Here is a 23,043-nt window from a genome sequence, read left to right as displayed (position 1 = left end):
CGGGGCGTGAGGCGCAAAGGAAAATGGACCGGTTGCGCCGACGCCGCGGAAGTCTATATCTTCGGACCGGAGGTTTTTGGCTCGAATGACCAAGGTAGTCGATCCCGGCTCGCAGTCGCCAGTGCTCTCGTCGCCGGCACTTCAACCGCCCGCGCTTCAATCGCTCGATATGCGTTCGCGCGACATCTTCCGGCGCATCGTCGATTCCTATTTGAGGGATGGCGAGCCGGTCGGTTCGCGCAGCCTGTCGCGCATCCTGCCGTCATCGCTGTCGCCGGCCACCATCCGCAACGTGATGAGCGACCTCGAGCACCTCGGCCTGATCTACGCGCCGCACATCTCGGCTGGCCGGCTGCCGACCCAGGCCGGCTTGCGCTTCTTCGTCGATGCATTCATGGAACTCGGCGACCTCTCCGACGAGGAGCGCCGCACCATCGAGGCGCAGGTGCGCGCCTCCGGCTCGGGCGCGACGCTGGAGCATATGCTGACCGAGGCCAGCCAGATGCTGTCCGGCATGTCGCGCGGCGCCGGCCTCGTGCTCGCCGCCAAAAATGAGGCGGCGCTGAAGCACATCGAATTCATCCAGCTCGAGCCGACCAAGGCGCTGGCCGTGCTGGTCTCGCAGAACGGCGACGTCGAAAATCGCGTCATCGATCTGCCCGCCGGCATCACCGTCTCGCAATTGCACGAAGCCTCCAACTTCCTCAACGCCCATATCCGCGGCCGCACCCTGGCCGAGGCCCGGGTCGAAATCGCCCGCATCAAGAAAGAGACCAGGGCAGCCCTCGACACGCTGTCGCAGGATCTGGTCGAGAAGGGCCTGGCGGTCTGGGCAGGCGCCGAAAGCGGGGTGCCTGGGCGGCTTATCGTGCGCGGCCGCGCCAATCTCCTGGAAAACGTCACCGCCCAGGCCGACATAGAATTGCTGCGGCATCTGTTCGAGGATCTGGAGACGCAGGATGGGCTGATCCAGCTCCTCGACCTCGCCGAGGAAGGCCCGGGGGTGCGCATATTCATCGGTTCGGAAAACAAGCTGTTTTCGCTGTCGGGCTCCTCGCTGGTGGTGGCACCCTATCGCGACAAGGACGCGCGCGTCGTCGGTGCGCTCGGCGTCATCGGGCCGACGCGGCTGAATTATGCGCGCATAGTACCGATGGTCGACTATACCGCGCAGCTGATTTCGCGCATGCTGCGCTAGGAGCCGCCGCGGCCTGCCGCAAGGAGAAAAGAATGGCGCTGGAATCGTTCAAGGCCCAGATCAGCCTACTGCTCGAGGAAATGGTCAATCAGCCTGAGGATCACCACGAGGTGCAAGAGCAGTTGCGTGAGAAGCTGCAAGAGATGCGGGCCATGGGCCTGCCGCTGCCGGCCGATCTGGTCGCGCTGGAAAAGCGCCTCGACGACGACTTCTACGCCTCTGGCAACTGAACAGGGTTCGGCTTCAAATCCTCGTGTGCTGGACGACCGCTTGGAACGACCAATGCCTGATCCCGTTTGCCCTCTTCGAGGCAAACTTCGGAGGACGTTAATGATCCGATCTGGCGGCTTTGCGGCCGTTGCCGCTGCCCTCCTTGTCGCGACACCGGCAGCCGCCCAGCAGGCGGATCAAAAGGTGCTCAAAGGCGAAGCCGCTTTTGGCGATTGGCACGCCGACAGGCCTGGCGTCCGCCGCCTCATCGGGCCGCAAGACATGCCGGCAGCCGACCCCGCTCAATCCGCTTCGAACGGCGGCGGCGTGGCGGAACGGCCCGAAAGCGCCGAGCCAGAATTGCCGCCGGGCTTTTCGGCCGAAATGATCGCCTCCGGACTCTATAATCCGCGCGTCGTTCGCGTCGCTCCGAACGGCGACCTGTTCATCGCAAACGGCCATGCCGACCAAATACGCGTCTACCGTCTGGCCGAGGGCCGCGCCAAACCCATCGAGAAAGCGATTTTCGCCCAAGGCCTCAACTATCCATACGGCATCGCCTTCTATCCGCCAGGCGGCAAGCCGCAATGGGTCTATGTCGCAAACAGCGACAGCATCGTCCGCTTCCCCTATCGCGACGGTGACCTGAAGGCGTCCGGTAAACCAGAAACCATTGTCGCCAAAATCCCGTCGGGCGGTCACTCGACCCGCGACATCGCCTTCTCGCTTGACGGCAAGACGCTTTTTTTATCGGTTGGCTCGGACTCGAATGTCGCCGAAGACATGGACAAGCAGCCCGATGGCGGCCTTGACGCCTGGGCGAAATCAAAGCCGCTCGGGGCGGCCTGGGGCCCCGAGGAAGGCCGTGCCGATGTGCTCGCCTTTGACCCGGACGGGAAAAATCCCCGAACTGTCGCCACCGGCCTGCGCAACTGTACGGGCATGACGGTGCAGCCCGCCAGCGGCGCGTTGTGGTGCGTCGTCAACGAGCGCGACGAGCTCGGCGACAATGTGCCGTTCGAGTTTGCAACTGAAGTCAAGGACGGTGCGTTCTATGGTTGGCCTTGGTACTACATCGGCAACCACGAGGATCCGCGCCATCAGGGCGAGCGGCCAGACCTCGCCGGCAAGGCCACTGTCCCCGATGTATTGATGCAGGCGCATTCGGCGCCGATGAACATAGCCTTCTACGACGGCAAGAACTTTCCGGCGGATTACCGGGGGGATGCTTTCGTCACCATGCATGGTTCGTGGAACCGTGGCGCCAGGACCGGCTACAAGGTGGTGAGGCTCAAATTCAGGGATGGCAAGCCGACCGGCGAGTATGAGGACTTCATGACCGGCTTCGTCATCTCGAACGACGCCGTCTGGGGCCGCCCGGTCGGTGTCGCCATGGCCAAGGACGGCTCCCTGATCGTCACCGAGGACGGTAACGGCACCATCTGGCGCGTTACCTACGAAGACGGCCGCTCCTGAACGGCGGCATCGCCTGCTGCGCTGGCGCAATAGAATTCGGCCCGAGGGAATTCACCCAACTTCAACATTGTGCGACAAGCGCGAACCATGACGCTCACCGGGTTTCTCGCCTATAGCGCCGCTCTCGGCATCGCCGCAGCCATCCCCGGCCCAGGCGTCACCGCGCTTGTTGCGCGTGCGCTGGGTTCCGGCTTCCGCTCGTCGCTGGCCATGTCGTTCGGGCTGATGCTCGGCGACCTGACCTATTTGACTGCCGTGGTGCTCGGCCTGGCTTTCGTCGCACAGACTTTCGGCATGGTCTTCCTGGCCATCAAATGGCTGGGCGTCGCCTACCTCGCTTTTCTTGGCTGGCGTTTCTGGACGAGCGGCATCACGCCCGAAACGGTAGAGGCGAAGAAAGGCAAAGGCGGCTTGGCATCCAGCTTTGTAGCCGGTCTCGCCGTCACACTCGGCAATCCGAAGACGATGATCTTCTATCTCGCCATCACCCCGACCATCGTCGATCTGAAGACGATCACGCTGGCCGATTACGGCATCCTGGTCGCGCTCACTATCGTCGTTCTACTCGTGGTGCTGGTGCCCTATCTGGCGCTGGCGGCCAAGGCGCGCTGGTTCCTGAAGTCGCCGCGGGCGCTGAGGGCACTCAACCGCACCGCCGCCGGCTTCATGGTCGGTGCGGCGGCGGCAATTGCCGCCCGCCAGTAGATCTCTTCGCCAATCCGCCCAACGCCCTGCAAGGCGCCGGTATTCAGCACGACCGTCACTCGGATATTTTTCGAACGTGCCTATCTTGCGCGGCGGATGGCTCTATCCTATGCCCGCCCGGCTCTTGCCGCTTGACCTCTGGGAGGAAAACCAATGAACAAGCCCGCCACCCACACACACGTGCCCGGCCGCGGCCGCATCTACAATTCGATCACCGAAACGATCGGCGACACGCCGCTGGTGCGGCTGGATAAATTCGCCAGGGAGAAGGGTGTCGTCGCCAATCTGCTGGCCAAGCTCGAATTCTTCAACCCGATCGCCTCGGTCAAGGACCGCATCGGCGTCTCGATGATCGAGGCATTGGAGGCTTCGGGCAGGATTACACCCGGCAAGACCACGCTGATCGAGCCGACCTCGGGCAATACCGGCATCGCGCTCGCCTTTGCCGCCGCCGCCAAGGGCTACAAGCTGATCCTGACCATGCCGGAAACCATGTCCGTCGAACGCCGCAAGATGCTGGCGCTGCTCGGTGCCGAGCTGGTGCTGACCGAAGGGCCGAAAGGCATGAAGGGCGCCATCGCCAAGGCGGACGAGCTGGCGGCAACACTGCCCGACGCCGTCATTCCGCAGCAATTCGAAAACCCCGCCAATCCGGAAATCCATCGCCGCACCACGGCCGAGGAAATCTGGAACGACACCCATGGCGAAGTCGATATCTTCGTTGCCGGCATCGGGACCGGCGGCACCATCACCGGCGTCGGCCAGGTGCTGAAGAAGCGCAAGCCCTCGGTGCATGTCGTCGCCGTCGAGCCGGAAGCCTCGCCGGTGCTGTCGGGCGGCCAGCCAGGCCCGCACAAGATCCAGGGCATTGGCGCCGGCTTCGCGCCAAAAATCCTCGACACGACGATCTACGACGAGATCGTCAAGGTCTCGAACGAGGATTCGGTTGCCAATGCACGGCTCGTCGCTCGGCTCGAAGGTGTGCCGGTCGGCATTTCGTCGGGTGCCGCCCTGCAAGCGGCGATCGTCGTCGGCTCGCGGCCCGAGAACAAGGGCAAGACTCTCGTCGTCGTCATCCCCTCCTTCGCCGAGCGCTATCTCTCGACTATCCTGTTCGAGGGATTGGGGACTTAGAGTCTGGACACGAACAGCGATCCCTTCGCGCGCTGCCCTTCCGGCGGGCGGCTGAAAATACCTGTAGCGGCGTCGTTCGCTTGAGCGGCGGGTCACTTCCGTATCAAATCGTCGCTGCCCGGCAGGTGGAGGACTTCATGTACAAGCTCTATACGCGTGCCAATACCGGCGGCTTTGTCGTCGAGGCGGCGCTCGCTTTGGCGGGCGTGCCTTTCCACCAGGTCGACGTTCCGAAGGGCCGCCTCGATCAGGCCTTTCTTGACATCAGCCCCTTGAACCAGGTGCCGGTGCTGATCTTGCCGGACGGACGCTCGATGACCGAATCCGCGGCGATCTGCATCCTGCTGGCCGAGCGCCACCCGGAAGCAGGACTGGCGCCCGCGGCAAGTTCGCCTGACCGTGCGGATTTCCTGCGCTGGATGGTTTTCATGTCGTCGGTCATCTATCCAGCCAACCTGCGGTTCTTCTACGCACATCGCTACACCGCCGACGCCGGCGGCGTGGACGCCCTCAAACAGGCGGCGGTCTCGGAAATGGATCGCAGCTTCGCCATTCTCGATGCCGCTCTCGACGGCCGCGACTGGCTGGCCGGCGACCAACTCTCGCTGGCCGACATCTATCTCGTCATGTTGGTGGCCTGGCATCCGGAGGTCGCGAAGGTTCCAACCGCTTGGCCGAACATCGAACGCCTGTGGGCCAATTTGCGGGAACATCGGGTGATGAAGAGGCTGAATGCTTCCCACGACATGTGGCCGGCCTGAGCACTCCGCCTTGTCTCAGTCTTTTTCCGCGCGGCCGAGCGCGGCCCGTCGTTCCTGCAGGAACCGGCGCACGGCTGGATCGCGTTCGAGGCCGATAGCCCGGTCATAGGCCTCGCTCGCCTGCGGAACTTTGCCGACCCTGGCCAGCAGGCCCGCGCGGGCGGCCCAGTAAGGTTGATAGTCATACAGCCGCTTATCGCCGCTGAGTTGATCAAGGGCGCCCAATCCTGCCGAGGCACCTTCGGCCTCGGCAATGGCCACCGCACGGTTGATCGAAACCACCGGCGAGCCGGCAATCACCGACAGCGCGTCATAGAGCTCCTTGATCGCGACCCAGTCGGTGCCGCCGGTCAGCCGTCTTGTCGCATGGGCGGACTGCACGGCGGCCTCAAGCTGGTAGCGGCCGACAACGCCCTTGGCCGCGGCGCGCCCGAGCAGCGTCTCCGCTTCATCGATCAGTGTATCGTCCCACAGTGCAAGATCCTGCTCGGCCAGCGGCACATAATCGCCCGCCACATTGCGCCGCGCCGCGCGCCGCGCTTCGGCGAACAGCATCAGCGCCAAAAGGCCGAGCGCCTCCGGCTCGTCCGGCATCAGCGTGGCCATCAGACGGCCGAGCCAGATGGCTTCGCTCGCGAGGTTGCGGCGCCGCGTTTCGGTGCCGGCCGGGTCGGACCAGCCTTCGGCAAACGCCGCGTAGATTGCTTCCAGAACGGTGCCCAGCCGCTCGCCGAGTTCGGCCCGCTCCGGCACGCGGAACGGAATGCCTGTCTCGCGAATTCGTGTCTTGGCGCGCACCAGGCGTTGGCTCATCGTGGCTGGCGAGACAAGGAAAGCCGAGGCGATCGTCGCTGCGTCGAAGCCCAGGACCGTCTGCAGGATCAGCGGCGCGCGGACGCCGGCCTCGATCGCCGGATGGGCGCAGGCAAACATCAGCCGGAGCCGCTCGTCCGGCAGGTCTTCGTCGACCATGCGTGCCTCCATCTCCTCGGCGATCAGCCTAAGGTGGTCGCGGGCCGCCTCGCTTGTCAGTCGCCGTCTGACCGCGTCGACGCGGCGCTTGCGTGCCACCGCCAGCAGCCAGGCGTCCGGCTTGTCGGGCACGCCCGCCTGTGGCCAACGCTCGAGCGCCGCTGCAAAGGCATCTGCCAAGGCGTCCTCGGCAGCGGCCACGTCGCGTGTGCGCGCGGCGAGATACGCGACCAGCTTGCCGTAGCTTTGCCGGGCGGCCGCTTCCGCCGCCGCCCGCGCGATCTCCGGACGACTGTCCATCACACGGTCACTTCTGGGATGGGTACTCGGTCATTTCCCAGATCGGCCGCACCTCGATCGTGCCGGTGCTGGCACCCGGGCTGCGAGCCGCCCAGGCAATTGCTGCGTCGGCGTCCTCAGCCTCGATCATGTAGAAGCCGGCGAGCTGCTCCTTGGTGTCGGCATAGGGACCGTCGAGCACATTGGTCTTGCCGTTGGCCATCCGCACCGTGGTGGCGGTCTGGGTCGGCTTCAACCGGTCGCCGGCCAGCCACGCTCCGGATTTCTTCAACGCCTCGGTATAGGCTCCATAGGCTGCACTGATTTCGTAGGTCTGCTCCGTCGGCGCGGCCGCCATCGCGGCTTCGTTCGCATAGATCAAAAGCATGTATCGCATGGTCTTCTCCCGTTTTTCTCGAAGGCCGCTCCGTTGCGGGCCGAACGTATGTCGCGCGGCCTCGCCCGATTTCGACAGGCGCTGCAAAAATCTTTCGGCTCCCATGGCATTTCACGCAAGCTCAACCGTTCGTCTAATGGCGACAATTGCGGGTTGGCATTTCCCGTCCGCTCTCTAAACTCGTCCCGGATCGCGCTGACGAGGAGAGTGCGGCAGATACTTCAGGGAGGAAACCGAATGCTCAATTTCAGGACGAAGTTCGTTGCCGCCGGCGCCATAGCGCTGTCGCTTGGCCTTGGCGCGGTATCGGTCAAGGCACAGGAATTCATCAACGTGCTGACCGGCGGCACGTCGGGCGTCTACTATCCGCTCGGCGTGGCGCTGTCGGAAATCTACGGCAAGGGCATCGAAGGCGCGCGCACCCAGGTGCAGGCGACGAAAGCGTCGGTCGAAAACCTCAACCTGCTGCAGCAGGGCAAGGGCGAGATCGCCTTTGCACTCGGCGATTCCGTCAAGCTGGCCGCCGAAGGCAATACCGAAGCAGGCTTCCCAGGCAAGCTCGACAAGCTGCGCGGCATTGCGGCCATCTATCCCAATTATATCCAGATCGTCGCCAGCAAGGAATCCGGCATCAAGACGCTCGCCGATCTCAAGGGCAAGAGCCTTTCGGTCGGCGCGCCGGCCTCAGGCACCGAGCTCAACGCCCGCACCATTTTCGCCGCTGCCGGGCTGAAATACGAAGACCTCGGGCGGATCGAATATCTGCCCTTTGCCGAGTCCGTAGAGTTGATCAAGAACCGCCAGCTCGACGCCACGCTGCAGTCGGCGGGCCTTGGGGTCGCATCGATCCGTGACCTCGCCACCTCGGTGCCGGTAAACATCGTTGCCGTGCCGGCGGAGGACGTCGCCAAGATCGGCTCGCCCTATCTTTCCGTGGTCATCCCCAAGGGCACCTATGAGGGCCAGACCGAGGATGTCGCGACCGCCGCCGTCGGCAATTTCCTGATCACCAGCGCCGATGTCCCTGACGAGACCGCCTACCAGATGACCAAACTGCTGTTCGAGCATCTCGACCAGCTCGTCGCTGCCCACGCCGCTGCCAAGGCGATCGACCCTGCCAAGGCGCTCGACGGCATGCCGGTGCCGCTGCATCCAGGCGCCGAGAGGTATTACAAGGAAAAGGGATTGGTGAAGTAAGGAGCCTCGCCTCGCTCCGCACCCTCCCTCGGGGAGGGGAGCGCCCCGCCAGGAACCCCGCTAATGACCGCAACCCCGACCGTTCTTTCCCCCACAGCGGAAGCTCCTGTCGAAGGATTGCCGCCGGGCTTCGGCGAAGGCATCGCCGGCAAGGCGGCTTTTCTTATCGCCATCGCCTTCTCCATATTCCAGATCTACATCGCCGCCTATGGCAGCCTGCCGAGCCAGGTCGTACGCGCCATGCATGTCGGCTTCCTGCTGCTGCTCGGCTTTGCCCTAATCGCCAATCTGCGCGCTAAAAGCGTCCCGGCGAAAGCAGTGTTCTGGACGCTCGGGGTGCTCGGCTTCGCCACCGGTCTGTACAATTGGGTGTTCTATGCCGACCTCATCCGCCGCTCCGGCTTTCTCACCACGCCTGACCTGATCGTCGGCGCGGTGCTGGTCGTGCTGGTCTTCGAGGCGGTGCGGCGATTGATGGGGCTGCCGCTCGCCGTCATTGCCTTCATCTTTCTCGCCTACGCATTTACCGGCAATCATCTGCCGCCGCCTTTCATCCATCGCGGCTATGATTTCGCCCAGCTCGTCGACACCTTCGCCTATGGCACCGAAGGCATCTACGGCACGCCGGTCTATGTTTCGGCCGCCTACATCTTCATCTTCGTCGTCTTCGCCGCTTTTCTTGAACGCGCCGGCATGATCGCGCTGTTCAACGATTTTGCGCTTGGCCTGGTCGGCTCGTGGCGCGGAGGCCCGGCACAGGTCTGCGTGCTGTCCTCGGCGCTGATGGGCACCATTTCCGGCTCCGGCGTCGCCAATGTGGTGGCCAGCGGCCAGTTCACCATCCCGCTGATGAAGCGCTTCGGCTTCCGCTCGGCCTTCGCCGGCGCCGTCGAGGCGACCTCGTCGATGGGCGGCCAGATCATGCCGCCGGTGATGGGAGCGGTTGCCTTTATCATGGCCGAGACCCTGAACATCCCCTATGCCGCGGTGGTCAAGGCGGCGATCATTCCGGCGCTGCTCTATTTCGGCGCCTGTTCCTGGCAGGTACACCTGGAGGCAGGCAAGGCCGGACTGCACGGCATGGCCAGGACCGACCTGCCCAATCCGTGGGATGCGGTGAGACAGCACTGGCCGCTGGTACTGCCGCTCGCAGCACTGATCTACCTGCTGTTTGCCGGCTACACACCGGTGTTCGCCGGCACCATGGGCCTGGCGTTGACCATCGTGCTTATTCTCGGCACGCCGCTGGCAGCATCGATCGGGCCGCTCGCCTTCCGCATCGTCTTCTGGCTGGCGCTCGGGCTTGCCGCGGCTTCCTTCATGAAATTCGGCGTCGACATCCTCAGCCTGGTCATCGCCGTGCTGGTCGTCGCCTGCCTCACCTTCAAGGGCGGGCGCGAGACGCTGCGCATATGCATCGATTCCCTTGCGGAGGGAGCAAAGAACGCGCTGCCGGTCGGCATTGCCTGCGCCATCATCGGCATCGTCATCGGCACGTTGACGCTTACCGGCATCGCCTCGACCTTCATCGGCTGGATCATCTCGATCGGCGAGAACAATCTGTTCCTGTCGCTGCTTCTGACCATGCTGACCTGCCTGGTGCTCGGCATGGGCATACCGACCATTCCCAACTACATCATCACTTCGTCGCTGGCCGGGCCGGCGCTGCTGTCGCTCGGCGTGCCGTTGGTGGTCAGCCATATGTTCGTCTTCTATTTCGGCATCATGGCCGATCTCACCCCGCCTGTGGCGCTGGCCGCCTTCGCCGCCGCACCCATGGCAAAGGAAAGCGGCCTCAAGATCGGCATCCAGGCCACCAAGCTTGCCATTGCCGGCTTCGTTGTGCCGTTCATGGCGGTCTATACCCCGGCGCTGATGCTGCAGGACCCCGGCCCGATCGCCGCCCAGTTCGGCTATCCCGTCGAGGTCGCTTATATCGTCATCAAAGCCTGCATGGGCATCGTCCTGTGGGGCGCCGCTGCCGTCGGATTTCTGGCCCGGCGCATGGCCTGGTGGGAACGCCTCGTCGCCTTCGCCGCCGGCGTGCTGCTGGTTGCGGCGCTGCCGCTTACCGACGAGGCGGGCTGGGCGCTGTCCCTTGCCTGGATCGGCTGGCACTGCTGGCGTGCGCGGCAGGCTTCGCTGGCCAACTCGGCATGAGCCTCTGCATAGCCGCGGCCGGCAAGACGGTGACGCTCGCGGTCGCTGCCTTCACGCTCTCCTGGGTGCATTCGGTGGAGAAGACCCAGTGGCAGGAAGACTGGAAGGTGCTGCCGTCCGGCCTGCAGCTGGTCGAGGCCCGCATCAAGGGATCGGGCGCCGGGATGGAGCCGCCGCAAGGCTCGGTGCTGAGAAACGGCTGGTGGGTCTATGCGCCCAAGGTCGGGCCACAGCGGCGCCTCGTGCTCGCCGCGTCGGGCGCTACGGGTCAGGGTTGGACGCTGTGCACGGCGCAGGACTGCCGCGAACTGGCTAAGCTGGCAGGCGACACGATCTCGCTGGAGCCGTGCGGGCCGGAGGGCTCCAGCCAGCCGCGGTAGCAGGCGATCATGCCGGCAAGTGGATGCGAGATCTCGACGTGGAAGCGGAAGCGGCCATCCTCCACCGTTTCGTAGGAAGTCGAGCGTGGACCGAGCCACATCGGCAGCGGCAGGCCAAAAAAGCTCCAGCGGCGCAAGACCAGCGCCAGCCGGCCGTCCTCGGCAACCAGCGCCATCGCGAAGGTCAGCGGGCCGAAGCGTTCGCACAGCAGGCGCTGCGATCGACCCCGGCCTGCAAACTGCAGGCTAGAAAAACTGTGCTTGCCGAATGTCCGCGTCCAGGTCTCGCTCTCCTTGTCGGTGTCGAAGCGGACGTGAACCGGGATGTCCTCGCTTGCCCCGGGGAAGCCGACCATCCGGGCCATTAGCCGGCCAAGAACATTGCGCCCGCGTTCGACGCGCGCGCGGCCTGCCGCCATCGTTGTGCAATCGTGCATGGCGCGGATTTCCCGGGGCAGGCCATGCCAGGCGTCGCCGAGCAAGACGGCATAAAGCGACTTGTCCCTGTCAGCGGGCTCATTCCTGAACCCGGTGTAGATTGTCTTGCCGGCGAACAGCGCTTCATAATCCCGGAGCTCCAAATCGCGGACCGCCGCCCGTGCGCCCGGCGCGGGCTGATGTCCGGCCAGCGCTTTGCGGACCAGCGCTTCGACCGCCATCGACGGGATCAGCGGCCCATCATTGCCCTCGGCCAAGAGATGCCACGAGCGCTTGACGATGGCGCCCGCCCGGTCAGATCCCTCCACCTCGACGAACATGCCGCCGCGATGCTCGCCCCAGCGCAGCCGGTTCGTTGCCTGATGCATCAGCGGCGCCAGCGGCAAAAGCGAACCGATCAATCCGGCGCGCACCAGCCAGGCGAGGCAGATCAGGGCGCGGTGCAGCAACTCGGGTACCGGCCCGGCTCCCATCCAGATGGTCCTCGCCTCCGGCCAAAGCTCGGCCAAGGCGCGCAGGTCGGGAACGTCGACAAGCGAAAACAGCGTGTATCGAAGCGGCAGCCGGCCCGGCGGCACGATGGTGTAGCGCAGTTGTTCGGTGAACGGACGGCCTTGTTCCGGACGGCCATTGCGAACAAGCCGCACCGGCTGACCGGCATAACCGGCGATAGCGTGAATGACGTTTCCGCCGACACCGGCAAAGGGCGACGGCGCGATGCCGCCGCGAATGCCGTCGACCCGCGTCAGGTCCGACGACAGGCGGCGCACAACCGCGGCCGTCAGCACCGGAAAGCTCGAGACGCCGGACAGCACGAAAACCCCGGCATTTCGCGCCGCCTCGTCGAACGCAGAGACGCCGGCGACGAAATCCGAGCCGTCGGCTAGATCGAGATAGTTGATGCGCCGGGCGATGCAGGCTTCGATCAGGCGATAGCGTCCCTCGCCATAGGCCTGGAATGGGCCGCTCGCGTCGACTACAATATCAGGCTCAAATGCAGCGAGTTGCGCGGCGAGATCGCCGTCACGGTCGAACAGGGCCGGCTCCAGCCGGGCTGCTGTCGGCGCAGGCCTGTCGCAATAAGCGTCAGCCTTGGCAAGCGAGCGCCCGGCGACGAAGAGGATCAGACGCGGTTCGCCCTCCAAAAGCTCGACGGTGCGACCGCCAAAGGTGCCATAGCCGCCGACGACAAGAACCTTCATCCGCAGTTCCCCCAAAATGCCCCGCGCCGCTCCCGGCCACGGCGGTGAGCCTAGCCGATCAACCTTGCCCTCACCTCGGCGGAAGGGATTTCACAATTGTCCTTCTTGCCGAACAGAGCGTAGCGGTTCTTTGCGATGCGGTCGTAGAGCCAGTCGCGAAGCGGGCGCGGCAACAGCAGCAGGATCCGCGCTGCCCGCCACGGCCAGCCGAGTTCGGCCATGACGGCAACGAAACTGTCCAGGCGGGTGAAAGCGGCGCCATCGACGATGACGAGATTGGTCTCGTAGCGATCCGCTCGCAGCCCGTATTTCTGGAACAGCATCTCGCCGAAGGGCGACTGCGCCGTTGCGAAATGGAAGCGGCCCTTGCGGTCGAGCTTCACCACCATGCGCACAAAGCCCGAGCACAACACGCAAATACCGTCGAACACGATCAACGGGCGACGTGATTCGAATTCTGGCGGCTCAGGAGAATGGTTCGGCTTGACGATCACGTGACGCCCGGCAGCTGGTGTCAGGCGACACTAGACCTGCCGGCGGCTGGATCAAAGCCCGGACTGCTGAAGGCTTGGCGTTGTCGCACGCCGTCTGTCGGTCAGCGCAGGGCGCTCGGCGCGATAGGTCGTTGACCGATTGTCGGCGTCGGGCCGGCATATCCGGCTGTCGTGACGGCTCTCCATGCTCATCATCAGTGCACGCTGATCCCAAGCGTGTTGCCACGGCGCGCGCAGGCGGGGCCTGGGCCGCGCATGTAATAGCGCTCGGGCCGATAGGTCGGTGCGACGAATTCGCGGATGGCGGCAGCATAGCCGGCGATGTGATTCCAGAAGCTCATTTTACTCGGTCCCTGTCCCGTTTCGGATGTCCCTTCCGAATTGCGGGGATCATAGCGTCCAGGCGTGAATAGTCGGTGAACGCGATGTTAATCTCTGGTCGAAAATGCCTTCGTTCATGGCTGGAATGCGGCTGATTCGCGGTGTTTCCATGCAGTCCGTCGGCATTTCGCCCAGTGTGACTTTTGCATCACATATGTTTCGCCTGAATGTCGCTGAGGCGCGGTTTTGTTTCAGCTTTTTGCTGGACCGCGAAATTTCCGTGCACGCGGCCGGAAAACCAGGAACCCGCCCGTCAGCCGCACGTTGATTTCCCAGTGCCGGGACGAACCGGTTCCGCAGGCTGTGGTGCTCGGGTTGGGCCGCAGCCAAAAATCCGAAACTGCAAGAGAATGGAAAGGCAAAGGCCATGGGCTTCTTTTCGAGGGATATCAAAACACTCGATGACCTGTTCGTGCACACGCTGCGCGACATCTATTACGCTGAAAAACAGATCGAGAAATCGCTGCCGAAGATGATCGACAAGGCGAGTGATCCGCAGCTGAAAGCCGGCTTTGAGAAACATCTCGCCCAGACCAAGGGTCATATCCAGCGTGTCGAGCAGGTGTTCGAACTGCACGGTGTGAAGGCCAAGCAGGTCGACTGCCCGGCCATCGACGGCATTCTCGAAGAGGCCGACGACATCAGCGGCGACATCGCCGACAAGGAGGTCCTCGACGCTGCGCTGATCGCCTCGGCCCAGGCGGTCGAGCATTATGAGATGACCCGTTACGGCACCTTGATTGCCTGGGCCAAGCAACTGGGCCGCAGCGACTGCGCCAATGTGCTGGCCAACAATCTCAAGGAGGAGCAGGCGACCGACCGCAAGCTTACCGAGATAGCGGAAAGCAAGATCAACCTGCAAGCCGCCGAGTAGGGCAGCGATAGAGAATTGAGTTCAGGGCAAGGCCGGGCCGAAAGCCCGGACTTGCCTTTTTGCGCCGCCGGAACCGGAACGGGCTTTGGCCGTTCTCGGTTGAACGCCGTTCTCGGTTGAACCTTGTCGCGCAGGGAGTTTGTCATGGCGCCGCGCCCCGCCTGGAGAGGATATCTCAAGCTTTCGCTGGTTACTTGCGCCGTCGAACTGACCAATGTCGTGACCCAGGCGGAGAAAGTCTCGTTCCGCGTGCTCAACCGCAAGACCGGCAATACCGTCAAGCGCGTCTATGTCGATCCGGCCAGCGGCAAGCCGCTCGATGAAGGGGACGAGATCAAGGGCTACGAGATCGGCGACGGCGACTTCGTCCAAATCGAGGAGGAGGAGATCGAAGCCGTGCAGATCGAATTCTCGCACACGATGAGCCTCGATGGTTTCATCGAAAAATCCTCGATCCAGCAGATCTATCTCGATACGCCCTATTATGTGACGCCTGCGGACGAGGTCTCGGAAGAGGCCTTCGCCGTCATCCGCGACGCCATGGCCGCCAAGAAGACGGCGGGGCTGGCCCGTATCGTGCTCTATCGCCGCGAACGTCCGGTGGTCATCGAGCCGTTGGGCAAGGGTCTGCTGCTGACGACCCTGCGCTATGGCGATACGGTTCGCAGGCCCGAGATGGTGTTCGGCGACATCAAGCCGGTGAAGACCGACGCCGAAATGATCAGGCTGGCCGAACACATCGTCTATGAGAAACAGGCGAAGTTCGATCCTTCCGAATTCGAGGACAAATACGAAAACGCCCTGATCGAGCTGGTCCGCGCCAAGAAGGCCGGCAGGAAGGCACCGAAGACAAAGGCGGAACCACGGCCCTCCAACGTCGTCAATCTCTTCGATGCACTGAAGAAGAGCCTTTCGTCGGAAGCCGGTGCGCCGGCAAAGACCGGACGCCCGGCAAAGGGCGCCAAGTCCAAAGCCGCTCGGCGCAAATCTGCTTAGGATCAGACCATGGTCAGCCTCGAGCAGTATCACGCCAAGCGCAATTTCAAGAAGACCACCGAACCGGCCGGCAAGGTTTCGCGCGGCAAGAAAGCCGAGCCAGGTGGCATCTTCGTCATCCACAAGCATGCCGCCACCAGGCTCCACTACGACCTTCGTCTCGAGCATGGCGGCGTGCTGTGGAGCTGGGCAGTGACGCGGGGCCCGAGCCTCGACCCGCACGAAAAGCGGCTCGCCGTGCATGTCGAGGACCACCCGATCGACTATGCGCCGTTTGAAGGCACTATCCCGAAGGACCAATATGGCGGCGGCTCGGTCATTGTCTGGGACGAGGGAACTTGGGTCCCCGATGGCGACCCGGCAAAAGCGATGAAGAAAGGCCATATCAGTTTCGAACTGCATGGCCACAAATTGCATGGCGCCTGGCATCTGGTGCGGCTGAAGCCGCGTCCGGGCGAAAAGCGTGACAACTGGTTGCTGATCAAATCCGACGATGCCGCCGCGCGTCCGGGCGAGGACATTTTGCAGGAGGCGCCGCAATCGGTGAAATCCGGCCTGACCATCGAGGAGGTTGGCGAAGGCAAGACCGCCGATGGCAAGAAGCCAAGCGTCTGGCAGTCCGACAGGCCGGCCGCCAGCAAAGCGAAGGCCGTCGCCGCAAGGCGGCTCGAATTCATCGAACCGGCGCTCGCAACGCTGGAGCGGGACGCCCCGCCCGGCAAGGACTGGCTGCATGAGGTGAAGTTCGACGGCTATCGCATGCAGGCGCAGCTTGCCGGCACCGAGGTTCGGCTTTTGACACGCGCCGGCCTCGACTGGACCGACAAGTTCGGTGGCGCAATTGTCGCGGCACTTGGCGGCCTGAAATGCACCGATGCTATCATCGACGGCGAAATCGTCGTGCTGGCGGATAATGGCGTGTCGTCATTCTCGCTGCTGCAGCAAGATCTGTCGGCAGGCCGCACGGATCGTTTCATCTACTACGTTTTCGACCTGCTGCGTCTTAACGGTGAGGATATCCGTTCCGAGCCGCTGGTCGAGCGCAAGGAAAGGCTGCGCACTTTGCTCGCCGGACAGGCCGAGGATCAGGCCGTGCGCTTCAGCGACCACTTTGCCGAGCCCGGCAAGATCATGCTGGAGCATGCTTGCCGGCTGGGGCTCGAAGGCGTCGTCTCCAAGCGCGCCGATGCGCCCTACCGCAGCGGCCGGGTCCCGTCCTGGGTGAAGTCGAAATGTACGGCGCGCCAGGAATTCGTCATCGGCGGCTACATGCCGTCGGACAAGACCGGGCGCGGCCTGCGCTCGCTGCTGGTCGGCTATCACGAGGGCGGCAAGCTGCGCTATGCCGGCCGCGTCGGCACCGGCTTCACGGCCAAAAGCACCAACGAGCTGAAGAAGAGGCTTGATGCGCTGAAGACGACAACCTCGCCCTTCGACAGGGCGGTGCCAAGGGGTAAGGGGCTGGTCTGGGTCAAGCCCGAACTTGTCGGCGAAGTGGAGTTTCGCAGTTGGACGTCGGACCGTATAATACGCCACGCGTCGTTCCAGGGATTGCGCGAGGACAAGCCGGCGGAGGAAGTCGTGCAGGAGAAACCGAAAGCACGCTCAGCCCCGGCAGAGTCGAAGCCAAAGCCCGCCAAACCCGTGGCCACGGCGAAAACCTCGGTTACGCTGTCCCGCCCCGACAAGCTTCTGTGGCCCGAGGAGAACGTATCGAAGCAGGATCTGGTCGATCACTACGCGCTGGTCTGGCCGCGCATGAAGCAATTCGTCATCAACCGGCCGCTCAGCCTCGTGCGGGCGCCGGACGGTGTTGGCGGCCAACGGTTCTTCCAGAAGCATGCCTCGGCCGGCATGCACGACAAGATCGCCGTGATGAAGGATCCCACCGACGGCGAGGAGATATTGTTCATCCGCGATTTCGACGGTGTCGTGGCCCTCGTTCAACTTGGCGTCGTCGAGATCCACATCTGGGGCTCGACCACGGACGAGCTGGAAAAACCAGACCAGATCATCTTCGATCTCGATCCCGACGAGGGTGTCGACGTGAAGGCGGTGCTTGCCGCGGCGCTCGACATCCGCAGCCGGCTCGACGAACTGTCCCTGCCTAATTTCGTCAAGACCTCGGGCGGCAAGGGCTATCATGTCCTCGTCCCGCTGAAGCCGTCGGCGGACTGGGATGAGGTCAAAGGCTTCGCCCATGAGTTCGCTCGAGCGCTCGAGCAAGCCGCACCCGACCGCTACACGGCGACGCTGTCGAAGAAGGCGCGCACCGGCAGGATATTCGTCGATTATCTGCGCAATGGCCGTGGCGCGACCACGGTCGCGCCCTATTCGTCGCGCGCCAAGAAAGGTGCCACTGTATCAATGCCGGTGACCTGGGCGGAAATCGAGGCCGGATTGCCGCCGAACGCCTTTCCGATAGGCGACAAGACGACGCTGAAGCGGCTTGGGCAAGCCGATCCCTGGGAGCATTTTTTCAAGCAGGCCAAGCCGCTCAAGCGCGGCTAGAGCAATTCCAGGAAAAGTGTGTGGAACGATTTTCTGTCCGGAATTGCGTCAAAACAAAAAAGATAGAGCGGTTCGGCGTTTCCGTGGAGACGGCGAGCCGTTCTGGTGCGTCGAAGCGAGCCGTCAGGCGAGAAACGTCTTCTCGAATGCCTGCTTGCCTGTCGGCGAGAAGATCACTGCACGGCTGTCCTTCTCGCGCCGCGCCCATTTTTCGGCGAGGATCTTATCGAGAATGGCGGCGCCCAGCGTGCCGGCGAGGTGCGAACGCCGCACGCTCCAATCGAGGCAGGCCCGGCACACCGGTCGCCGCGCCTTGCCCTCGACATCGATGCCGATCGCGGCGAAATGCGAGGCGGCCGACGGCCCAAGCCGGATCTCCTCATCATTGCGCAGGAGCACTTGTCGAGCGACGAGACGGTCCAGCATCGCCACCGCCTGCTCGCCGGCGAGGTGGTCGTAGCAGACCCGCGCCACGCGCATGGCAGCGTCGCGTGGGCCAGGCCGCACTCGTTGCGGCCCGACCGCGGCGGCAACACCGGTGATCGCCTCAATCATGCCTGCTACCTGCGGGCCGGCGAGGCCGTAGTAGCGGTGCCGTCCCTGGCTTGCCAGCGTCAGCAGCCCGCCTTCCATCAGCTTCGACAGATGGGAGCTCGCTGTCGGAAGCGACACGCCGGCCTCGAGTGCCAGTTCACTCGCCGTCAGTGCCGTGCCGCCCATCAGTGCGGACAGCATGTTTGCCCGCGCCGGATCGCCCACCAGGCTGGCAATGCGGGCTATGTCAGGTCCTTCGCGCATGGTTCGTTCATCATCGAATCATCCTCGTCAGACAAGCATTAATCTCGATGCAAATCAAGGAGACGACAATGCCTGCAAGGACTATTCTCGGCGCCGCGCCTGCTCGCCGGCCGTTCCCGTTCATTGTCTTGCGCCGCCTGCGGCTGCGGCTCCTGAAGCGGTGGTACGACCGTCATTTGCAGCGTCTCGACCTCGCCGAGATCGACGATCATCTGCTGCGTGACCTTGGCCTGACACCCGAAGACGTCCGCCGCGAATGCGCGAAATCCTTCTGGCAAACCTGACCGGCCAGCGAATTTGCCTAGCATATCGATCTTCGGAACGTTTCGACCCGGCTCGAACTGTGACCGCCAGAAAACATCCACCGCCAAGGAGGCGAAAATGACCATCACCTGCTTCATCCGCTACGAGATCGATCCGTTCGGCAAGGCGGCGTTCGAGGAATATGCACGCAATTGGGGGCAGGCGATCCCGCGCTGCGGCGCCGATCTGATCGGCTATTTCGCGCCGCACGAAGGCTCGGCCACTACGGCTTATGCCGCCTACAACATCGACAGTCTTGCGGCCTACGAAGCCTACCGCGCCCGGCTCGCCGCCGATCCCGCCGGCAAGGCGAATTACGAGTTCGCCCGGCGGGAAAAATTTATCCTGAAGGAGGACCGCATCTTCCTCAAACTGGCCTCCGGGCCACATGCTTCTTTGGTGAAGCCATGATCGCCGTCATCTTCGAGGTCGAGCCGGCGGCGGGCATGCGCGATGCCTATCTCGGCATCGCCGCCGATCTGCGCCCACTGCTCGACGGCATCGACGGTTTCCTGTCGATCGAGCGCTTCCAGAGCCTTGCCGATCCGAACCGCATCCTGTCGCTGTCCTTCTGGCGCGACGAGGATGCGGTGAAGGCCTGGCGCAACACGCAGGAACATCGGCAGGCGCAGAGGGCTGGGCGCGGCGGCATCTTTGCCGGCTACCGTTTGCGGATCGCCCATGTCATGCGCGACTACGGCCTGACCGAACGCGCCGAGGCGCCAGCAGACAGCCGGGCGGTGAATGGGTAGCGACTGCTATGCATTCCCGATCAGCACCCCTGCCGCAAACACCAGCGCGCCGCCCAGCACCACCTGGAAGGCGGCGCGCCAGAATGGCGTCTGCATGTAGCGGTTCTGTACGAAGGCGATCGTCCAAAGTTCGAAGAACACCACGACCGCGGCGACGATCGTCGCCGTCCAGAAAAGCGGGATGAGATAGGGCAGCGCGTGCCCGAGCCCGCCCAGCGTCGTCATGACGCCGACGGTCAGCCCGCGTTTTACCGGCGAGCCGCGGCCGGATAGCTTGCCGTCGTCGGAGGCCACTTCGGTGAATCCCATCGAGATACCGGCGCCGATCGAGGCGGCAAGCCCGACCAGAAAGGTCTGGAACGTGTCGTGCGTGGCAAAGGCCGCGGCAAAGATCGGCGCCAGCGTCGACACCGAGCCATCCATCAGCCCGGCCAGCCCGGGCTGCACGTAGGTCAGGATGAACTGACGTTGCTCGGCCGCCGCCTCTTCGTCCTTGACCGCGCCCGATATATGCTTTTGCTCCAGCCGCTGCGCCAGTGTCTCGTGGCCCTGTTCGGCCACCGCCAGATCGTCGAGCAACTTTCTCGTCGAGGCATCGCCTGTGCGTTTGGCCGCCTCGATATAGAACAGGTAGGCCTGCCGCTCCATGGCCTCGGCTTGGCTGCGCACATGATCGATACCGAGCGGCCTCACCAGCCAGTCCGGCTGGCGCTCGTAATAACCCTTCACATGCTCGCGCCGGATCAGCGGTATGCGCTCGCCGAAACGCTTGCGGTAAAGCTCGATCAGCGCGTCGCGATGGCCGTCCTCTTCCTCCGCCATCTCCTCGAACACTTTGGCCGATTGCGGAAAGCTTTCCGCCAGCCCGTCGGCATAGGCGCGATAGATGCGCCCGTCATCCTCCTCGGAGGAGATTGCGAGCGCCAGGATCTCCTGCTCCGAGAGAGATTCAAACGGACGGCGGCCGAAGCCAAAAACGCGGGAAAGCATGAGAAATTCACCCCAGTTTAGAATAGTTCTAAACTAGAGCTTCGCACATCCTCGGTCAATCGCGCCCCTCCACTCATCTGCTCAAAAGTATCGACGTCGAAACCGAACGAGGCATCGTTTGCTATCGGCAAACGTTCACCTATATGATCGAATCTGAACCAAGAGAAAGGAACCCGCAGATGCCGGAACAACAGCAGCCATTTGACCCCAAGCCGGTTCTCGACCTGATCGCTAACATCGAGGCGGACTTGCAGCGCCTGAAAGGGCTGGTCGAGCAGCAGGTCGAAAAATTCGATCCCGCCAATCCACACAACAAGGCTCCCGACGGCAAGTTGACCGAGGAGGGCGTCGAGTGCTGCTATCGCCTGTTCGACGAGGGTAAGTCGCGCTATTCGGTTGCTCAGCAGATGAAGATCTCCTTCGCTGCTGCCACCCATCGCTTCAACACCTGGCGCAAGATGGGCGGCCCCAAACGGAAAAAGACGCTGTTGGGATGAGGAGCGGCCGGCAATGCCGGGTCAGGCAACGATTTGTCGATTGAAGTGACGAATGCATAGCGGAGAGTGGAGGCGGCGGTGGGTGACAGTCACGCCCCACTCCTGCCTCCAAGTCGAATTGTAACGGTCACATTTTTTTATTGGTGCGCGGCCTCCCTTTCCGTGCACCATAGGCGGTCTCATTTCTTGCAGGACCCCAGCCATGACCATCCCTCCCGGCATCGCCGATATTCACAGCGCAGCAGCGCGATTGTCCGGACTGATCGTCGAAACGCCGCTGATCGAATCGCCGGAGTTGAACAAGCGCTTCGGCGCCAGGATCCTGTTCAAGCCGGAGACGTTGCAGCGCACCGGCTCGTTCAAGTTCCGCGGTGCCTATAACAGGCTCTCCTCGCTCTCGGCGGAAGAACGCGCCCGCGGCGTCGTCGCCTTCTCGTCGGGCAATCACGCGCAAGGCGTTGCCGCCGCAGCGGCGATGTTCGGCGTCAAGGCCATCATCGCCATGCCTGCCGATGCGCCGGCGATGAAGGTCGGCAATGTCAGGAAGATGGGCGCCGAAGTGATCACCTTCGACCGGGTCCGCGACGATCGCACTGCCGTTGTCCGTTCTTACGTGGAAAAGGGCATGGTCCTGGTGCCGCCCTACGACGATCCGGCCATCATCGCCGGCCAGGGCACGATCGGCCTCGAATTGATGCGCCAAGCAAAAGCGCTTGGCGTCAGCCTCGATGCGGTGGTGGTTCCCTGCGGCGGCGGCGGGTTGAGCAGCGGCATTTCGATCGCGATCAAGGACGCCTCGCCGGACACCGCCGTCTGGGCTGTGGAACCCGAGCATTTCGACGACACACGCCGCTCGCTGATCCAAGGCGCCAGGGTGTCGAACGCGCCCGGCCACACCTCGATCTGCGATGCCCTTCTCGTCGCCGAGCCGGGTGCGATCACTTTCGAGATCAACCGCAAGAACCTTGCCGGCGCCATCGCCGTTTCCGACAAGGCGGTGGCTCAGGCGACGCGCGACGCGATGGCTTGCCTGAAGCTGGTGGTCGAACCTGGCGGCTGCGTCGGCTTGGCCGCGCTGTCGTCAGGCGAGATCGACCTTACCGGGAAATGCGTGGCCGTGGTGCTGTCCGGCGGCAATGTCGATTTCAGCACCTATGCCGAGATCATTGCTGCCAGCTAAGATAGCAATCAGTTGCAGGTCATGCGCCGGTTCGAGGCGCTCGAGCCTCCGTTGCGTCCGGTCGAACCGGTCCCATTCAAGGACTGAGATCAATGAAACTGTTCTTCAGCCGCAATCCCAATCCTCGCCTCGCGGTCGCCGTGGCACGTTATCTCAATGCCAAGGTCGAGTTTGAATTCGCCTCCCCCTTCGCTCCGGGGCAGGCCGAGCGCTTTCGGCCGCTCAATCCAAATCTTTCATTGCCCATCCTTGTGGACTTGGGAAAAAGCCTCTGGGAGGCCGATGCCATAGCCTGCCGGCTTTCACGCGACACGCATTCGCATTTTTGGCGCACCGGCGACGATGAGCCGGAGATGATCCGGTGGCTGAGTTGGGGCAAAGAGAACCTCGCAAGAGCCTGCGATGTCGTGCATTTCGAACGCGGGACCAAACAGCGCTATGGGCTCGGCCCGATCGATCAGGCACGGGTTGAGGAGGGCCTGAGGGACTTCAGTACCGCCGCTGCAATACTTGATGCCGAGCTTTCCCAGCGAGAATGGCTGGTCGGAAATTCGGTTTCCTACGCCGACTTTCGAATGGCGACGTTTCTGCCCTTCAACGACGTCGCCCGATTGCCTCTCGATGATTATCCCTCTGTCGGCCGCTGGTATCGGCAGCTTGAAGAAATCGATGCCTGGCGTGATCCCTTCGAAGGGCTCAATGCACCTGAATTGACACCGGTCCCGGGCCGGGCCAAGGCCGTGTGATTCTCGATCATT

The 23,043-nt window shown here is 63.4% G+C and carries 26 protein-coding genes; 18 read left to right on the top strand and 8 right to left on the bottom strand.

The genetic code is table 11. The features are described from left to right. Positions 1-85: 85 nt before the first annotated feature. The 6 genes from hrcA (at position 86) to NKH50_RS04710 (ending at position 5,484) form a co-directional block, all read left to right on the top strand. Positions 86-1,198, top strand: a complete 1,113-nt coding sequence (hrcA, locus tag NKH50_RS04735) for a heat-inducible transcriptional repressor HrcA (RefSeq protein ID WP_352877010.1) — start codon at positions 86-88, stop codon at positions 1,196-1,198. Between the two features lie 32 nt (positions 1,199-1,230). Then, on the top strand, positions 1,231-1,428 hold the full coding sequence (locus tag NKH50_RS04730) for a hypothetical protein (protein WP_352648472.1): 198 nt from the start codon (positions 1,231-1,233) through the stop codon (positions 1,426-1,428). Between the two features lie 100 nt (positions 1,429-1,528). Then, complete coding sequence (locus NKH50_RS04725; protein ID WP_352802311.1) at positions 1,529-2,884, top strand: PQQ-dependent sugar dehydrogenase; 1,356 nt, start codon at positions 1,529-1,531, stop codon at positions 2,882-2,884. 87 nt (positions 2,885-2,971) lie between these two features. Continuing rightward, a complete protein-coding gene (locus NKH50_RS04720) occupies positions 2,972-3,589 on the top strand; it encodes a LysE family translocator (protein ID WP_352591732.1) in 618 nt (205 codons plus the stop codon). A gap of 153 nt (positions 3,590-3,742) precedes the next feature. Beyond that, entirely contained in the window at positions 3,743-4,723 is a 981-nt protein-coding gene (cysK, locus tag NKH50_RS04715) for a cysteine synthase A (RefSeq protein WP_254818008.1), read from the top strand. Between the two features lie 137 nt (positions 4,724-4,860). Beyond that, positions 4,861-5,484 (top strand): glutathione S-transferase family protein, encoded by a 624-nt coding sequence (locus NKH50_RS04710; protein WP_352648466.1) that lies wholly within the window; start codon positions 4,861-4,863, stop codon positions 5,482-5,484. A 15-nt stretch (positions 5,485-5,499) separates the two neighbouring features. Here the strand turns inward: NKH50_RS04710 and NKH50_RS04705 are convergent, their stop codons facing one another. Continuing rightward, positions 5,500-6,756: an RNA polymerase sigma factor gene (locus tag NKH50_RS04705; protein ID WP_352877005.1), complete on the bottom strand. Its 1,257-nt coding sequence runs from the start codon at positions 6,754-6,756 to the stop codon at positions 5,500-5,502. Between the two features lie 7 nt (positions 6,757-6,763). Further along, the gene (locus tag NKH50_RS04700) at positions 6,764-7,132 is read right to left on the bottom strand and encodes a YciI family protein (protein ID WP_352877003.1); all 369 of its coding nucleotides are present in this window, start codon (positions 7,130-7,132) and stop codon (positions 6,764-6,766) included. 237 nt (positions 7,133-7,369) lie between these two features. Here NKH50_RS04700 and NKH50_RS04695 point away from each other — a divergent pair, with 237 nt between their 5' ends. The 3 genes from NKH50_RS04695 to NKH50_RS04685 all read left to right on the top strand — a co-directional run bounded on the left by NKH50_RS04695 (position 7,370) and on the right by NKH50_RS04685 (position 10,869). Beyond that, the gene (locus NKH50_RS04695; protein ID WP_352877001.1) at positions 7,370-8,329 is read left to right on the top strand and encodes a TAXI family TRAP transporter solute-binding subunit; all 960 of its coding nucleotides are present in this window, start codon (positions 7,370-7,372) and stop codon (positions 8,327-8,329) included. 63 nt (positions 8,330-8,392) lie between these two features. Further along, the gene (locus NKH50_RS04690; protein ID WP_352876999.1) at positions 8,393-10,489 is read left to right on the top strand and encodes a TRAP transporter permease; all 2,097 of its coding nucleotides are present in this window, start codon (positions 8,393-8,395) and stop codon (positions 10,487-10,489) included. Further along, a complete protein-coding gene (locus tag NKH50_RS04685; RefSeq protein ID WP_352476825.1) occupies positions 10,486-10,869 on the top strand; it encodes a DUF1850 domain-containing protein in 384 nt (127 codons plus the stop codon). The genes NKH50_RS04690 and NKH50_RS04685 overlap by 4 nt, the downstream gene beginning before the upstream one ends. Here NKH50_RS04685 and NKH50_RS04680 read toward each other — a convergent pair. The 4 genes from NKH50_RS04680 to NKH50_RS04665 form a co-directional block, all read right to left on the bottom strand. Further along, complete coding sequence (locus tag NKH50_RS04680) at positions 10,758-12,509, bottom strand: saccharopine dehydrogenase family protein (protein ID WP_352876997.1); 1,752 nt, start codon at positions 12,507-12,509, stop codon at positions 10,758-10,760. The two genes, NKH50_RS04685 and NKH50_RS04680, sit on opposite strands and share 112 nt — an antisense overlap. A 50-nt stretch (positions 12,510-12,559) precedes the next feature. Continuing rightward, positions 12,560-12,940 carry a thiol-disulfide oxidoreductase DCC family protein gene (locus tag NKH50_RS04675; RefSeq protein ID WP_352777748.1) on the bottom strand — a complete coding sequence of 127 codons (381 nt, stop codon included), beginning with the start codon at positions 12,938-12,940 and terminating at the stop codon, positions 12,560-12,562. Positions 12,941-13,197: 257 nt separating this feature from the next. Beyond that, complete coding sequence (locus NKH50_RS04670) at positions 13,198-13,344, bottom strand: hypothetical protein (RefSeq protein WP_254818015.1); 147 nt, start codon at positions 13,342-13,344, stop codon at positions 13,198-13,200. 49 nt (positions 13,345-13,393) lie between these two features. Further along, positions 13,394-13,753, bottom strand: coding sequence for a hypothetical protein (locus tag NKH50_RS04665; RefSeq protein ID WP_352876993.1), 360 nt, complete (start codon positions 13,751-13,753; stop codon positions 13,394-13,396). On the opposite strand from NKH50_RS04665, the gene NKH50_RS04660 reads away from it, so the two are divergent. From NKH50_RS04660 to ligD, 3 genes are all read left to right on the top strand, one after another. Beyond that, complete coding sequence (locus NKH50_RS04660) at positions 13,752-14,258, top strand: YciE/YciF ferroxidase family protein (protein ID WP_352876991.1); 507 nt, start codon at positions 13,752-13,754, stop codon at positions 14,256-14,258. The genes NKH50_RS04665 and NKH50_RS04660 overlap by 2 nt on opposite strands. Positions 14,259-14,402: 144 nt before the next feature. Then, positions 14,403-15,254 (top strand): non-homologous end joining protein Ku, encoded by an 852-nt coding sequence (gene ku / locus NKH50_RS04655; RefSeq protein WP_352876989.1) that lies wholly within the window; start codon positions 14,403-14,405, stop codon positions 15,252-15,254. A 9-nt stretch (positions 15,255-15,263) separates the two neighbouring features. Continuing rightward, positions 15,264-17,765 (top strand): DNA ligase D, encoded by a 2,502-nt coding sequence (gene ligD / locus NKH50_RS04650; RefSeq protein WP_352876987.1) that lies wholly within the window; start codon positions 15,264-15,266, stop codon positions 17,763-17,765. A gap of 123 nt (positions 17,766-17,888) precedes the next feature. Here the strand turns inward: ligD and NKH50_RS04645 are convergent, their stop codons facing one another. After that, complete coding sequence (locus tag NKH50_RS04645) at positions 17,889-18,563, bottom strand: ArsR/SmtB family transcription factor (protein ID WP_254818019.1); 675 nt, start codon at positions 18,561-18,563, stop codon at positions 17,889-17,891. 68 nt (positions 18,564-18,631) lie between these two features. Here NKH50_RS04645 and NKH50_RS04640 point away from each other — a divergent pair, with 68 nt between their 5' ends. The 3 genes from NKH50_RS04640 (at position 18,632) to NKH50_RS04630 (ending at position 19,618) form a co-directional block, all read left to right on the top strand. Then, entirely contained in the window at positions 18,632-18,847 is a 216-nt protein-coding gene (locus NKH50_RS04640) for a DUF1127 domain-containing protein (RefSeq protein ID WP_254818020.1), read from the top strand. A gap of 97 nt (positions 18,848-18,944) precedes the next feature. Continuing rightward, positions 18,945-19,277 (top strand): NIPSNAP family protein, encoded by a 333-nt coding sequence (locus tag NKH50_RS04635; protein ID WP_352509481.1) that lies wholly within the window; start codon positions 18,945-18,947, stop codon positions 19,275-19,277. Next, a complete protein-coding gene (locus NKH50_RS04630) occupies positions 19,274-19,618 on the top strand; it encodes an antibiotic biosynthesis monooxygenase family protein (RefSeq protein ID WP_254818022.1) in 345 nt (114 codons plus the stop codon). The genes NKH50_RS04635 and NKH50_RS04630 overlap by 4 nt, the downstream gene beginning before the upstream one ends. Positions 19,619-19,624: 6 nt before the next feature. Here the strand turns inward: NKH50_RS04630 and mbfA are convergent, their stop codons facing one another. Further along, on the bottom strand, positions 19,625-20,608 hold the full coding sequence (mbfA, locus tag NKH50_RS04625; RefSeq protein WP_352876983.1) for an iron exporter MbfA: 984 nt from the start codon (positions 20,606-20,608) through the stop codon (positions 19,625-19,627). Between the two features lie 179 nt (positions 20,609-20,787). On the opposite strand from mbfA, the gene NKH50_RS04620 reads away from it, so the two are divergent. From NKH50_RS04620 to NKH50_RS04610, 3 genes are all read left to right on the top strand, one after another. Continuing rightward, positions 20,788-21,105, top strand: a complete 318-nt coding sequence (locus tag NKH50_RS04620; protein WP_352509480.1) for a hypothetical protein — start codon at positions 20,788-20,790, stop codon at positions 21,103-21,105. A 202-nt stretch (positions 21,106-21,307) separates the two neighbouring features. Then, the gene (locus NKH50_RS04615; RefSeq protein WP_352509479.1) at positions 21,308-22,285 is read left to right on the top strand and encodes a threonine/serine dehydratase family protein; all 978 of its coding nucleotides are present in this window, start codon (positions 21,308-21,310) and stop codon (positions 22,283-22,285) included. 92 nt (positions 22,286-22,377) lie between these two features. Continuing rightward, on the top strand, positions 22,378-23,031 hold the full coding sequence (locus NKH50_RS04610) for a glutathione S-transferase family protein (RefSeq protein ID WP_352876980.1): 654 nt from the start codon (positions 22,378-22,380) through the stop codon (positions 23,029-23,031). Positions 23,032-23,043: the final 12 nt, after the last annotated feature.

Source organism: Mesorhizobium sp. M1027 (assembly GCF_040318745.1).
In the GTDB taxonomy this organism is placed as follows: Bacteria; Pseudomonadota; Alphaproteobacteria; order Rhizobiales; family Rhizobiaceae; genus Mesorhizobium.
The sequence above is the reverse complement of the archived record's forward strand: the minus strand, read 5'-3'. Positions and strand labels throughout refer to the sequence as shown.